This window comes from Micromonospora sp. NPDC051227, assembly GCF_044455385.1.
Classification (GTDB): Bacteria; Actinomycetota; Actinomycetes; order Mycobacteriales; family Micromonosporaceae; genus Micromonospora.
Window position 1 is genome coordinate 146348 of sequence record NZ_JBITET010000008.1, and the last position, 13035, is coordinate 159382.

General features: G+C 72.2%; 9 protein-coding genes. 5 read left to right on the top strand and 4 right to left on the bottom strand.

Going from position 1 to position 13035, the window contains the following annotated elements:
• Positions 1–44 precede the first annotated feature (44 nt).
• Positions 45–1217, top strand: a complete 1173-nt coding sequence (locus tag ACIA47_RS20815; RefSeq protein ID WP_145791617.1) for an acyl-CoA dehydrogenase family protein — start codon at positions 45–47, stop codon at positions 1215–1217.
• 62 nt (positions 1218–1279) lie between these two features.
• On the opposite strand, the gene ACIA47_RS20820 is transcribed toward ACIA47_RS20815, so the two are convergent.
• From ACIA47_RS20820 to ACIA47_RS20830, 3 genes are all read right to left on the bottom strand, one after another.
• Positions 1280–2317, bottom strand: a complete 1038-nt coding sequence (locus ACIA47_RS20820) for an aminotransferase class V-fold PLP-dependent enzyme (RefSeq protein ID WP_396709942.1) — start codon at positions 2315–2317, stop codon at positions 1280–1282.
• 330 nt (positions 2318–2647) lie between these two features.
• Complete coding sequence (locus ACIA47_RS20825) at positions 2648–4831, bottom strand: FUSC family protein (RefSeq protein ID WP_396709945.1); 2184 nt, start codon at positions 4829–4831, stop codon at positions 2648–2650.
• An 87-nt stretch (positions 4832–4918) separates the two neighbouring features.
• The gene (locus ACIA47_RS20830) at positions 4919–6331 is read right to left on the bottom strand and encodes an FAD-dependent oxidoreductase (protein ID WP_396709947.1); all 1413 of its coding nucleotides are present in this window, start codon (positions 6329–6331) and stop codon (positions 4919–4921) included.
• A 181-nt stretch (positions 6332–6512) separates the two neighbouring features.
• On the opposite strand from ACIA47_RS20830, the gene ACIA47_RS20835 reads away from it, so the two are divergent.
• Positions 6513–7151 (top strand): hypothetical protein, encoded by a 639-nt coding sequence (locus ACIA47_RS20835; protein WP_396709949.1) that lies wholly within the window; start codon positions 6513–6515, stop codon positions 7149–7151.
• Between the two features lie 191 nt (positions 7152–7342).
• On the opposite strand, the gene ACIA47_RS20840 is transcribed toward ACIA47_RS20835, so the two are convergent.
• Complete coding sequence (locus ACIA47_RS20840; protein WP_396709951.1) at positions 7343–8737, bottom strand: cation:dicarboxylate symporter family transporter; 1395 nt, start codon at positions 8735–8737, stop codon at positions 7343–7345.
• Positions 8738–8835: 98 nt separating this feature from the next.
• Between ACIA47_RS20840 and ACIA47_RS20845 the strand changes: the two genes are divergently transcribed.
• The 3 genes from ACIA47_RS20845 to abc-f all read left to right on the top strand — a co-directional run bounded on the left by ACIA47_RS20845 (position 8836) and on the right by abc-f (position 13032).
• Positions 8836–10422, top strand: coding sequence for a sensor histidine kinase (locus ACIA47_RS20845; RefSeq protein WP_203119114.1), 1587 nt, complete (start codon positions 8836–8838; stop codon positions 10420–10422).
• A complete protein-coding gene (locus tag ACIA47_RS20850; protein WP_396709953.1) occupies positions 10419–11114 on the top strand; it encodes a response regulator in 696 nt (231 codons plus the stop codon). Before ACIA47_RS20845 ends, ACIA47_RS20850 begins: the two co-directional genes overlap by 4 nt.
• Before the next feature lie 280 nt (positions 11115–11394).
• Complete coding sequence (gene abc-f, locus ACIA47_RS20855) at positions 11395–13032, top strand: ribosomal protection-like ABC-F family protein (RefSeq protein ID WP_112621119.1); 1638 nt, start codon at positions 11395–11397, stop codon at positions 13030–13032.
• Positions 13033–13035 lie beyond the last annotated feature (3 nt).

A 13035-nucleotide genomic window follows, 5' to 3' on the forward strand; every position in this document is an offset into this window, starting at 1 on the left:
TGCGGCCCGTGGCGGCGCACCACCACGCCGACCGAGGGGGAACCGTGGACTTCGCACTGTCCGACGAGGAACGCGCCGTCCGGGACACCGTGCGCGCGTTCATCACCCGCGAGGTGATGCCCCTGGAAGCGGAGGTGCTCCGCCGGGAACGCGCGCACCAGCCGGGCCTCGACCACTCCGAGGTGCGCGAACTGCAACTCAAGGCGCGCAAGTTCGGCTTCTGGGGCCTGGCCACCCCGGAGGAGTACGGCGGGATGAACCTGCCGGCCGTACTCCAGTCATTGATCTGGACCGAGCTGGGCCGCACGTTCGTGCCGTTCCGCTTCGGCGGCGAGGCGGACAACATCCTGTTCCACGCCACCGAGGAGCAGAAGCGGGAGTTCCTCATCCCGACCATCGAGGGCGAGCGACGCTCCTGCTTCGCGATCACCGAGCCGGGCGCCGGGTCCGACGCGGCCAACATCCGGCTGTCCGCCCGCCGTGACGGCGACGACTGGATCCTCGACGGCGAGAAGACCTTCATCACCGGCGGTCACGACGCCGACTTCGCCATCGTGGTCGCGGTGACCGACCGGGATAAGGGCGCCCGCAACGGCGGCGCCACCGCGTTCCTGGTGGACCGGTCGATGGGCTGGCGCTCGGAGTTCATCCAGACGATGGGCGAGGGCGGGCCCGCGTCGCTCATCTTCGACGGCGTACGCGTGCCGCACCGCAACATCCTCGGTGAGATCGGGCAGGGCTTCACGCTCGGCATGGAGTGGATCGGCAAGGGGCGCTACACCATCCCGTCGCACGCCATCGGCATCGCCGAGCGGGTGTTGCAGATGGCCATCGAGTACGCCAACACCCGGGAGACCTTCGGCACGAAGATCGGCACCAACCAGGCCATCCAGTGGATGATCGCCGACTCCGAGACGGAGCTGGAGGCGGCGCGCTGGCTGGTGCTGCGCTCGGCGTGGACGGTCGACGCGGGCCTGGACCCCCGGCACGCCTCGTCGATGGGCAAGCTCTACGGCGCCGGCATGGTCAACCGGGTGGTCGACCGGGTGCTCCAGATCCACGGCGGAATGGGCTACACCCGAGAGCTGCCGATCGAGCGCTGGTACCGGCAGGTCCGGCTCTACCGGATCTTCGAGGGCACCGACGAGATGCAGCGGCTGATCATCTCGCGGGACCTGCTGCGCGGCTACACGAAGATCGGTGGCCACCTGGCCTGAGCCGGATGTCCGATGCCGCTGAGGACGGCCGGCTGCGCGCCCGGCCGTCCTCGGCGCCAGGTTCAGCCGGTCAACGCCGTGAGCGCGGCGTCCACGTCGGCCTCGGTGGAGTAGATGTGGAACGAGGCCCGGACCCGTCCGGCGCGCACCGCCGCCCGGATGCCGGCCGCCGCGAGGCGCTGCTCCGCGTCCGGCACGTCCACGCTGACGATGGCGCTCTCCCCCGGCGCCCGGCCCAGCCCGGTCAGGAACCGGTTGGCCAGCGCCACGTTGTGCGCCCCGATCGCCGACACGCCGATCTCGGCGACCACCTCCAGGGCGGGCGCCGCACCGACCCAGCTGAACCAGGCCGGTGAGATGTCGAACCGGCGGGCGTCGTCGGCCAGTCGAAGCGGCGGACCGTAGTAGGAGGCGTGCGGGTCGCGGCCCGCGTACCAGCCGGCTGCGTCGGGGCGCAGCCGCTCACGCAACCCGGGGGCCAGATAGGCGTACGCGGTCCCGCGCGGATTCATCAGCCACTTGTAGCCGCCCACCGCCACCGCGTCGGCCCGACTGCCGTCGAACGGCAGCCAGCCGCACGCCTGGGTCGCGTCCACCGCCACCAGCGCGTCGTGGGCGCGGGCCGCGGCCACGATCTCGTCGTACGCCGCGACCGCCCCGTCAGCCGACTGCACCAGGCTGAACGCCACCAGGTCGGTGTCGGCGTCGATGGCGTCGACCAGGGACTCCAGCGGCACCGTGCGGACCCTGACGCCACGCTCCTCCTGAACCAGCCAGGGGAAGAGATTCGAGGTGAACTCGACCTCGGGGACCACCACCGTGGCACCGGCCGGCAGCGCCGCCGCGACCGGCGCGAAAAGCTGGGACACCGCCGCGCCGACCGCCACGTCACCGACCGGCACCCCGATGAGGTCGGCGAAGGTGACGCGAGCCCGGTGCGTCGACTCGCCCCAGCCCTCCCACGACGTACGACCAACCCGCCAGAGGGCGAGAGCCTCCTGCAACGCCGCCCACGCCGGCTCCGGCGGCAACCCGTAGCTGGCGGTGTTCAACCAGCCGGGCTCCGGCTGCCACAGCTTCTGCGCCTGCTCGATCTCCATGCCGTCGACGCTAGGCCGAGCGGCGCGCGACGGGCACGGCCAATCCGTGACCTGTGGCGCTCCCAGGGCTCCGAGGCCGCGTCAGCAGAGCATCAGTCCCTGAAGAGCGTGATGACTGTGAGGCATCGGTATGACTCACAGTCATCACGCTCACGAGCACCCTGCCGGGCCGGATGCGGTTGCTCAGTGAGCAGAGGCAGCTCGCAGTCCGTCGATGGTCAGCCCGAGGACGCGGTCATCGCCCGACGGCAGGCCTGGAAGCTGTCGCTGGTGCGGTTGAGCGCGTCGGCGAAGGCGAGCTTGGGGTGCCGTGGTGATTGCTCGTCAGGGCTAGTCGCGGTGGCCGGTCGGCCCGCCGACAACGGGCAGGGGGATCCGGGCGAGGCTGTCGGCGAGGCCGGCGAGCCACCGGTCGACCTCCACCAGGTGCCGGACCGACTGGTGGTCGGCCTCGCCGAGGAGCGGACGGATCCGGTCCAGCTGGTCGACGCAGCTGGTCGAGACCGGCGCCCGGTCCGACGTCCGGCCGTGGGCGACCTCGTCGGCGAGGGCGTCGTACGCCGACCGCAGGCGCGCGGCGGAGTCCCGCAGCAGCGCCGCCGCCCCGGGCCAGCCGGCGAGGCAGCCGGGCGGGTTGCGGCGCAGCAGCGACTCCGCGCCGGGCACGACGTGGCGCCCGGCGCTCAGCACGGCGTCCCAGTTCGCCTGTTGACGGTGCGGATCGTGCCGCTCCGAGTGGTACTGGCAGTACGACGAGTCGATCAGGACCATCCGGCGACGGACCCGGTCGAGGGCACCCGCGGGTGGCGGAGCATCGCCGAGAATCGACTGGACCGTCTGTTCGACAGCGTCCGCGCTGGCCGCCAGGTACCGGGTGGCGTTGTGCCGCAGGTCGTGGTCCGCGCCGCGCGGCCAGATCGCCACCCCGGCGAGCACACCGATCACCGCGCCGAGCAGCACGTCGACGAGGCGCGCCTCGGCGAGCCGCCACCCTTCCGGGCTGAGCTGGGCGAAGACGACAGTCAGCAGCACTGTGAACAGCGCCTGCTGCCACACCGGGCCGAGCAGGCGGCCGACGCCGAAGGCCAGCAGCAGGGTGACCGGCAGGACGACGGCGTACACGATCGGCTCGTCGACGACGAGCATCACCCCGCCGCTGACGACCGCACCGACGATCGTGCCCAGCACGGCCGGCCGCAGGGCGGTGCGGGTGTCGGCCGCCGACGTGCGCAGGACCGTGAGGGTGGCCAGCAGCACCCAGAAGCCGTGGGTCAGCTGCAACACCCCGGCGGCCACCCGGGCGATGGCGAGCGCCACGGCCAGCCGCAGCGAGCTGTGCAGGTGGACCGAGCGCGGCGCCAGGTGGGAGCGGAACTGCCACCAGTACAGCGTCCACGGGCTGCGTCGGGCGTACTCGAACAGCGCCGAGGAGGCGTCGTCGCCGCCGAGCCGCGCCCCGGTAGCCACCCGGGAACCGACGACGAAGACCCGCACCTGGTCCGCGAGGGCCAGCGCTGTCGCGTCCCGGCACAACCGGGGTACGTCCGGCGCGTCGCGGACCTGGCCTTCTCCCACCGGGTACGCCGCCTCGGCTCGTTCGACCGCCACATCCAGGTCGGCCGGGGTCACCGCCGGGGCACCCGGCGACAGGCTCCGGCCGGCCGCGCGGGTGGTGTCCGCGCACGAGCGCAGTAGGCGCGCCGCCGCCAGGTCCGGGATCGGTTCCGGCGGGGCGTCCGCCGCCAACCGGTCCGCCTCGGTGAGCACCTTCCGCAAGGCGGCCGCGCAGATCCGCAACGCCCGATCCTGAGCGCCCGCCGCGGTGGGCGCCCACGCCGGAGGGCTGCGGTTCAGCTCGATCGCCGCCACCGCGTCGTGCGCCCGCTCGCGCCGCCTGCCCGGGTCGCCCGCAGCGGCGTGCGGGTCGGTCAACTTCTCGGCAGCGGCGTCGAGGAAGGCGGCGACGCCGTCCGCCGCCTCGGCGAGGCGCTGCCGGTAGGAGACCGGCACCGGGTCGGGCCAGAGGAACACCTCGGCCACGGCGAGCAGCACGACGGCGAGGGTCACCCCACCGAGTCGCACCGGCAGGGTGCCCGGCTGGTACGGCGGGAACGACGCCAGGATGTAGAAGAGCTGGAACGCGCTCGCCAAACCCACCAGGCGCGGGTTGCCGACCCCGGCGAACGCCACCACGAACCCGACGACCAGCATGCCACCGGCGGCCGCCCAGGTGCTCCACGCCAGCAGCGAGCCCGCCGCGATCAGCGCCCACACCGCCGGGAGCGACAGCACGAGGATCCGCGCCCGTTGCGACGCCGGACCAGGTAGCTGCGCGAACGACCCGGTGGCGATCGTGCCGAACAGCCCGTACGTGGCGAGGGTCGAGCTGCCCGCGCCGTACCGGCAGCCGTAGAAGACGACGGACGCGACGAGCGTCAGCCGGGCCGCGCGTCGCAGGATGGCATCGCCTGGGTCACGGCGGCGAAGCCGGCCAAGGAGGCTGGTTCCGAGCACGACCGCTCCCCCGGTTCGTCGCAGCACCCCTCCCCGGCCCACCATTCTCCACCGCGCCCCGCGACCGGCGGCGGCTTTGGCGACGAATCACCGCCGGGAGCCGCCGAGCAGGCCGAGCCGGAGGGCCCGGAACAGGGTGCCGGGGCGGCTCAGGGCGGCCGGGTGGTCGAGCATGGTGGTGACCCGACCCAGCCGGGCGTTGAGCACCGGGTCGGTCAGCGACGCCCGGAAGAGCAGGTCCCCGAACCACTTGGTGACCTTGTAGCCGGGTGGGTACGGCCCGTCGACGTGCGGCAGCTCGATGTCGGCGGTGGTGGAGATCTGCCAGGCGGCGTCGACCACCACGCGGACCTGGTCGAAGTACGCGTGCGCGGGCTCGTCGTGCGGCTTCGGACCGGAGCGCAGGTACTTCGACAGACAGGAGGCGTGCAGTGTCGCGGAGGTCATGCCCTGGCCGTACACCGGGTTGAAGGACGCGACCGCGTCGCCGGCGGCGACCAACCCGGCGGGCAGCCGGTCGAGCTTGTGGAAGTCGCGGCGTCGGCTGTCCGCCTGGTGGTACGTGACCACCCCGCCGAGCATCTCCCCGTGTTCGGCGATGTCACCGAACATCTGCGGGTAGTGCTCCCGGCAACGGGCCGTGAAGTCGGCGACGTCGCGGCTGGGCCGATCCCCGTCGTAGCCGGCCACCAGCATGATCCAGCGGTCCCCCTCGACCGAGTTGATTCCACCGATCCGGGCGGTACGCCCCTTGCCCGCCATGGTGTGGAAGACCGCCACCCAGGCGTCGCTGACCAACTCGTCGCGCTTGAAGAGCGCCGTGGCGTAGTTCAGCTTGATCGGCATGCGGTGCAGCGGCGGGCGCGGCCACCCGTGCTCGGCCAGCCAGTCGCTCAACCGGCTGGACCGCCCCATCGCGTCGACCACCAGGTCCGCCGCTTCGACGATGGGCCCGGTGCCACCCTCGGGCAGGTACCGGGCGCCGGTGACCCGCCGCTCGTCGAAGAGCAGACCCTCCGCCCGGCCGTACACCATGCGAATGTTGTCGATGGCGAGGGTGCGTCGGCGGACCAGCGCCTCCAGGAACGGACGCGTGGTGATCAGCGCCGGCCCGGTGCCGGTCGCCGCGGGCGGCAGACCCAACATGCCGTTCACGAAGACCTTCGCCGAGCCCGGGTCGCGCGGTGGCGGCGGGGCGCCGAGCGCGAGCGCCTCGTCGGCGATGCCGGGAAACCAGCGCTCCAACTGGACCTGACCGGCGGGCAGCAGCGCGTGCACCTGACTGCCCTGGGGCACACCCGGCCGTGGGCCGGCGTCGACATCGGACGGATCCCGTTCGATGATCAGCACTTCCTCGGCGTGGTCGCTCAACACCCGGGCCGCCAGCAACCCAGCCATGCTGCCACCGAGCACCACCGCCCGTCGCATGACCACTCTGGTCTCGGCGGGTGGTTCGGCCGTCGCTATCTCGGCGAAGAGCCGGGACGGAGAGGGGGGCATGCGATCACTCCTCGGACGGTCGGGATACCTCGGCATCCACGACCGTAACCATCGAAGCCCCCGCCGTCAGCGCTGAGTTGGCCCACCACTTCGAGTTGACACCCCGGATGCGGTGGTCAGATTGGCGGCAAGCCCCACCGGCCAGGACGCGCAAGGTCCGGCCACCAGCTATGAATGTCTGATGAGTGCCCGTGCCGGTGGGACCCGGCCCCCGCGTGCCCCGGCCCTTCCGGATCCCGGGCCGGACAGCCGGACCAGGCCGATCACCCGGTGGGGCTTCCTGAGCCTGGCGGTGGCTCTGGCCGCCTGCACGCCGGCGGGTGACTCGCGCCAGCACGCCACCCCGCCGGCCAACGGCGGGGCGCCGTCGACGGACGCCAGTGGTGGTGGGCCGCCCTGCACGACATCGGTCGACACGCTGCCAGCACCGCCGGCGGGCTACCGGTTGGTGGGCGAAGACGTGGCTGTGCCCACCGCCCCCGTGATGTCGGCGGAAGATTCCGGGGAGGCCGAGCCGGCGGCACGGCTGTTCGCCAAGTGGGGGCTCGTCGTCCGCGCCGGCACGGTCGTCGACTTGCGGGTGGCACAGGGCTGGCAGGACAAGGCCCGGCTCGGCTGGGGCGGCACCGGCACGCCCGCGGCGACCGTCACTGTGCACGCCTGCGCGCCGGAGGGTGGGCAGGCTCAGTGGATGGTCTTCGTCGGCGGCACCTGGGTCGCGCAGGCCGCCTGCGTGCCGCTCATCGTGACGTCGAACGGCCACAACGACCGCGTCCACCTCGGCATCGGCGTCCCCTGCGACAAGACCACCACGCCCTAGCCCTCCGCCCGCACGGGTCCGCCCACTGATCAACTCGACTTTCAGGAGATCGCGGTGTCCGGGCGGCTCGGATCCCCCGAATTTCAGCAAGCCGAGTGGATCACGGCCGGAGGGGGTCGCGGCGGCGCGGCGCTGCCGGACCGGGGTCGCGGCGGCACTCGGCCGCCGCGACCCCGGGTCCACGCCGTGACTCAGGCCGGGGCTCCGGCCGGGGCTCCGGCCGGCGTGGCCTCCTTCTCGGCGGGGCGGGACGTCGCCTCGTCGTCGTGCTCGTCGACCATGGTGGCCTCGTCGAACGGGTCGTTGCCGCTCAGCACACCGGCCGCCCGCTCCCGGTCGAACTCGCCGGTCCAGGTTCCCACCAGTACGGTCGCCACCGCGTTGCCGGCGAAGTTGGTCAGCGCCCGAGCCTCCGACATGAACCGGTCGATGCCGACGATCAGCCCGACCCCGTCGACGAGGTCCGGCCGGTGCGACTGGAGGCCGCCCGCCAGCGTGGCCAGCCCGGCACCGGTGACCCCGGCGGCACCCTTCGACGCGATGATCATGAACAGCAGCAGCGAGATCTGCTCGCCGATGGCCAGCGGCTTGCCCAGCGCGTCGGCGATGAAGAGCGACGCCATGGTCAGGTAGATCGCCGTACCGTCGAGGTTGAACGAGTAGCCGGTCGGCACCGTGATGCCGACTACCGGCTTGCTCACACCGAAGTGCTCCATCTTGGCGATCAGCCGCGGCAGCGCCGACTCCGACGACGAGGTCGACAGGATCAGCAGGAACTCCCGGCCCAGGTAACGCAGCAACGAGAAGATCGAGATCCGGGCCACGAACCACAGCAGCGCGCCAAGGAACACCAGCACGAAGATCAGACAGGTGGCGTAGAAGCCCACCATGATCTGGGCGAGGCTCTTGAGTGCGTCCACGCCGGTCGCGCCGACCACGGCGGCCATCGCGCCGAACGCCCCGATCGGCGCCAGCCACATGATCATGGCGAGGACCTTGAAGACGACCCGCTGGATGACGGTGATGGCGCTGAGCACCGGCTCACCCCGCCGGCCCATGGCCTGAACGGCGAAGCCGACCAGCAGGGCGACCAGCAGCGTCTGGAGCACCTTGCCCTCGGTGAGCGAGGAGAGCAACGTCGTCGGGATGATCCCGAGCAGGAAGTCGGCCGTACCGGCGGCCTCGTCACCGGCGGCGGCCTTGCCGGAGCCGACGAGGTCCGGGCCGAGGTTCAGGCCCGAGCCGGGGTGGATGAGGTTGCCGACGACCAGGCCGATGGCGAGCGCGACGGTCGACATGGTCAGGAAGTAGCCGAGGGCCAGGCCGCCGACCTTCCCGACCTTCGCGGCCTGCCGGACGGAGCCGACGCCGAGCACGATGGTGCAGAAGATGACCGGGCTGATCATCATCTTGATCAGGTTGACGAAGCCGGTGCCGATCGGCTTGAGTTCCTTGCCGAAATCGGGGGCGACCAGGCCGACCACGATGCCGGCGACCACGGCCACGATGACGGCCAGATACAGGTAACGGGTACGGTCCCGGCGGACCGCCGGCGCCGGGGTGGTGGCGGATGCGGTGGTGTCCATGTCGACAATGTGAAGCGCGTCTCACCAGTTGACAGCCTTGCGGTCATTCTGTTCACCGCGATGGCAGAAACGGTGGCGCGACGAGGGAGGTGGTGGAGGTGGCCCGACGCCAGTGGAGCATCGCGGGGCAACTCTTCGCCCTCCAGGCGATGGTGGTGACGCTGCTCGTGCTGGCCGGAGCGGCGGGCGCCGTCTGGCTGGCCCGCAGCGACTCCCGCCAGGCCGCGCAGGAGGAGGTGCTGGCGGTGGCGCAGACCGTGGCCGGCTCCCCCGACGTCCGGGCGGCCCTCACGACCGCAGACCCCGCCAGGGTCCTCCAGCCGTACGCCGAGTCGACCCGGAAGGCCACGGGCACCGACTTCGTGGTGGTGATGGCCCCCGACCGCACCCGTTTCTCGCACCCGACGCAGGACCGGATCGGCAAGCCGTTCGTCGGTGAGATCGGGCCTGCTCTGGCGGGCCGCGCGTTCACCACCACCAACGTCGGGACGCTCGGCGAGTCGGTGCGTGCGGTCGTTCCGGTGTACGACGAGCAGCGGCGCCTCGTCGGTCTGGTCTCGGTGGGCATCACCACCCGCGAGATCGACAAGAAGCTGCTCGGCCAGTTGCCGGTGCTGTTCGGTGTGGTCGCGCCGGCTCTGGCGCTCGCCGCGACGGGCTCCTGGCTGCTCAGCCGCCGGCTCCGTCGCCAGACGCACGGTCTGGGGCCGGCCCAGATGACCCGGATGTACGAGTACTACGACGCCGTTCTGCACTCGGTGCGCGAAGGTCTCGTCGTGCTGACCACCGATCGTCGGGTGGCGCTGGTGAACGACGAGGGCCGCCGGCTGTTGGGGCTCGACGCGGACGCGCCGGTGATCGACCAGCCGGTGGCCGGGATCGACCTGCCGCCCGCGGCGGCCGAGCTGCTCGACTCCGGGCGTGACGCCCGCGACGAGCCGATCCTCGCCGGTGACCGGGTGCTCGTCGCCAACCAGCGGACCACCCGCTTCGAGGGCGCGGTGCTCGGCACCGTGCTGACCCTGCGCGACCAGACCGAGCTGCGCACCCTGGCCAGCGAGCTGGATTCGGTGCGCGCGTTGACCGAGGCGTTGCAGGCGCAGACCCACGAGTCGGCCAACCGGCTGCACACCGTACTGACCCTGGTGGAGCTGGGCCGCGCCGACGAGGCCGTTCGGCTCGGCACCCGGGACCTGGCCCTCGCCCAACAGCTGACCGACCGGGTGGTCGGCGCGGTGACCGAGCCGGCGTTGGCCGCGCTGCTGCTCGGCAAGTCCGCACAGGCCGGCGAGCGCGGGGTGGATCTGGTCATCGAGCCGGACTGCCGCCTCGACGACAGTCCGCTGCCGACCGGTGACCTGCTCACAGTCGTCGGCAACCTGGTCGACAACGCCCTCGAGGCGGTGGCCGGTACGCCCGCGCCGCGCCGGGTGCGGGTCTTCGTCGGCGCGATTGACGACGAGCTGGTGGTCCGGGTGGCCGACAGCGGCCCCGGTCTGGCACCGGAGCGGGTCGCCGACGCGTTCCGGCGCGGCTGGTCCACCAAGAGCACCGGCCGGGGCCTCGGCCTGGCGCTGGTCGGGCAGGTGGTGCGCCGGCACGGCGGCAGCGCCGAGGTCTGTCGCTCCGACGACGGCGGCAGCCTGTTCACCGTCCGGCTGCCGAGCAGGATCGAGCGGTCATGACCGCCATCCGGGTGCTGGTCGTCGAGGACGAGCCGCTGCTGGCCGAGGCGCACAGCGCGTACACCGAACGGGTTCCCGGTTTCGTGGTGGTCGGGGTGGCGCACACCGCGCGGGCGGCGATGGCGGCCCTGCGCGCGGGCGGCGGCGGCGACGTGGACCTCGTACTCCTTGATTTTCGGCTGCCCGACCTGCACGGCCTGGACGTCTGCCGGGCGCTGCGCGCGGCCGGCAGCAGCGTCGACGTGCTCGCGGTGACGTCCGCGCGGGACCTGGCGGTGGTGCGCACAGCGGTGTCCCTCGGGGTGACCCACTACCTGCTCAAGCCGTTCACGTTCGCCGCGTTCCGCGACAAGTTGGAGCGGTACGCCGACTACCGCGCGCAGGCGCTCGCCGACGGCGAGGTCGCCGCCCAGCACGAGGTGGACCAGATGTTCGCCACCCTGCGCGGCACCGCCGGGCACAGCCTGCCCAAGGGGCTCGACGCGCAGACCCTCGATCGGGTACGCGCCGCGCTCACCGACGGCACCCGCGCGGCGGTCGGGCTGTCCGCGACCGAGGTGAGCGCGCTGACCGGCATCTCCCGGGTGACCGCCCGCCGCTACCTGGAATATCTGGTGACCATCGACAGGGCCGCCCGCACCCCCCGCTACGGCACCCCCGGCCGCCCCGAGGTCGAATACCGGCCCCGCTGAGCGGGGCGAGTGTGGCTGCCCGGTACTGCGAAGCGGTGGCAGGCCGGGAACTCGGTGGCGGGGCGGAGATCCGTTGTTAGACTCGGCGCGTTGGGTTAGCGGTACGACCAGGGAGACCAGACATGGCGGGTGACGACGACATCTCCGGGTGAGACCGGACATGTTCGGCCACCGGTTCGGCGCGCGTCCGCGCAGCCGCCGTGGCCATGCCGTCGTTCCACCGGTCCCCGTGTCGTCGGGCGGCTTCGGCGCGCCCACCCCACCCCTTGAGGTCACTCGCATGTCTGATGCGTTCATCGTCTGCTCGAACCTGTCCTTCTCCTGGCCGGACGACACCCCGGTCTTCTCCGAGCTGTCCTTCACCGTTCCCGGCGGTCGCACCGGGCTGGTCGCGCCCAACGGCGCCGGCAAGAGCACCCTGCTGCGGCTGATCGCCGGGGAGCTGCGACCCAGCGGCGGCAGCGTCACCGTCGACGGTGTGCTCGGCTACCTCCCGCAGACACTGCCGCTGGTCGGCGACCTGAGCGTCGCGCAGGTGCTGGGCGTGGCCGAGCGGATCGCGGCGCTGCACGCCATCGAGGCCGGCGACGCCAGCGAGGAGCACTTCGCCACCATCGGCGACGACTGGGACATCGAGGAGCGCACCCGCTCGGAGCTGGACCGGCTCGGCCTGGGTGAGCTGTCGCTCGACCGCCGGCTGCACACCCTCAGCGGCGGCCAGGTGGTCTCCCTCGGCCTGGCGGCGCAACTGCTGCGCCGCCCGGACGTGCTGCTGCTCGACGAGCCGACCAACAACCTGGACCTGGAGGCCCGGCACAAGCTCTACGACGTCCTCACCGAGTGGTCCGGGTGCCTGCTGCTGGTCAGCCACGACCGGGAACTGCTGGACCGGATGGACCGCATCGCCGAACTGGACCAGGGCGAGATCCGCTGGTACGGGGGCAACTTCACCGCGTACACCGAGGCGGTGCAGGCGGCGCGGGAGGTGGCCGAGAGCAACCTGCGCAACGCCGAGCAGGAGGTCAAGCGGGAGAAGCGGGAGATGCAGCAGGCCCGGGAGCGGGCCGACCGGCGGGCCAGCAACGCCTCGAAGAACCTGAAGAACGCCGGCCTGGCCCGGATCGTCGCCGGTGGGCTCAAGCGCAGCGCGCAGGAGTCGGCGGGCAAGGCGCAGGAAACACACTCGTCCCGGCTCGGTCAGGCCAAGGCCCGACTCGACGAGGCCGGCCGGGCGGTACGCGACGAGGACCGGATCGTCGTGGACCTGCCCGACACCACCGTCCCGGGCGGGCGCACGGTCTTCTCCGGCCACGGGATGCGGGCCCACTTCGACGACCGGGAGCTGTTCGGCGGCGACGGCGCCGACCTGGTGATCCGGGGACCGGAACGGATCGCCCTGACCGGGGCGAACGGCGTCGGCAAGTCGACCCTGCTGCGCCTGGTCAACGGTGACCTGCAACCGTCCGGCGGTGAGCTGAAGCGCGGCGAGGGGCGGATCGCGTACCTGTCGCAGCGGCTGGACCTGCTGGACCTCGACCGTACGGTGGCGGAGAACTTCGCCGCGTACGCGCCGAGCCTGCCGGACGCCAAGCGGATGAACCTGCTCGCCCGGTTCCTGTTCCGGGGTGCCCGGGTGAACCTGCCGGTCGGGGTGCTCTCCGGCGGTGAACGGTTGCGCGCCACCCTCGCCTGTGTGCTCTGCGCCGAGCCGGCGCCGCAACTGCTGCTGCTCGACGAGCCGACAAACAACCTGGACCTGGTCAGCGTGGGTCAGTTGGAGAGCGCGCTGTCGGCGTACCAGGGGGCGTTCGTGGTGGTCAGCCACGACGAACGGTTCCTCGCCGAGATCGGCGTGCAGCGTTGGTTGCGGTTGGCCGACGGCCAACTGCGCGAGATCAGCGCCCCCGAGCGGGTCTGAGCC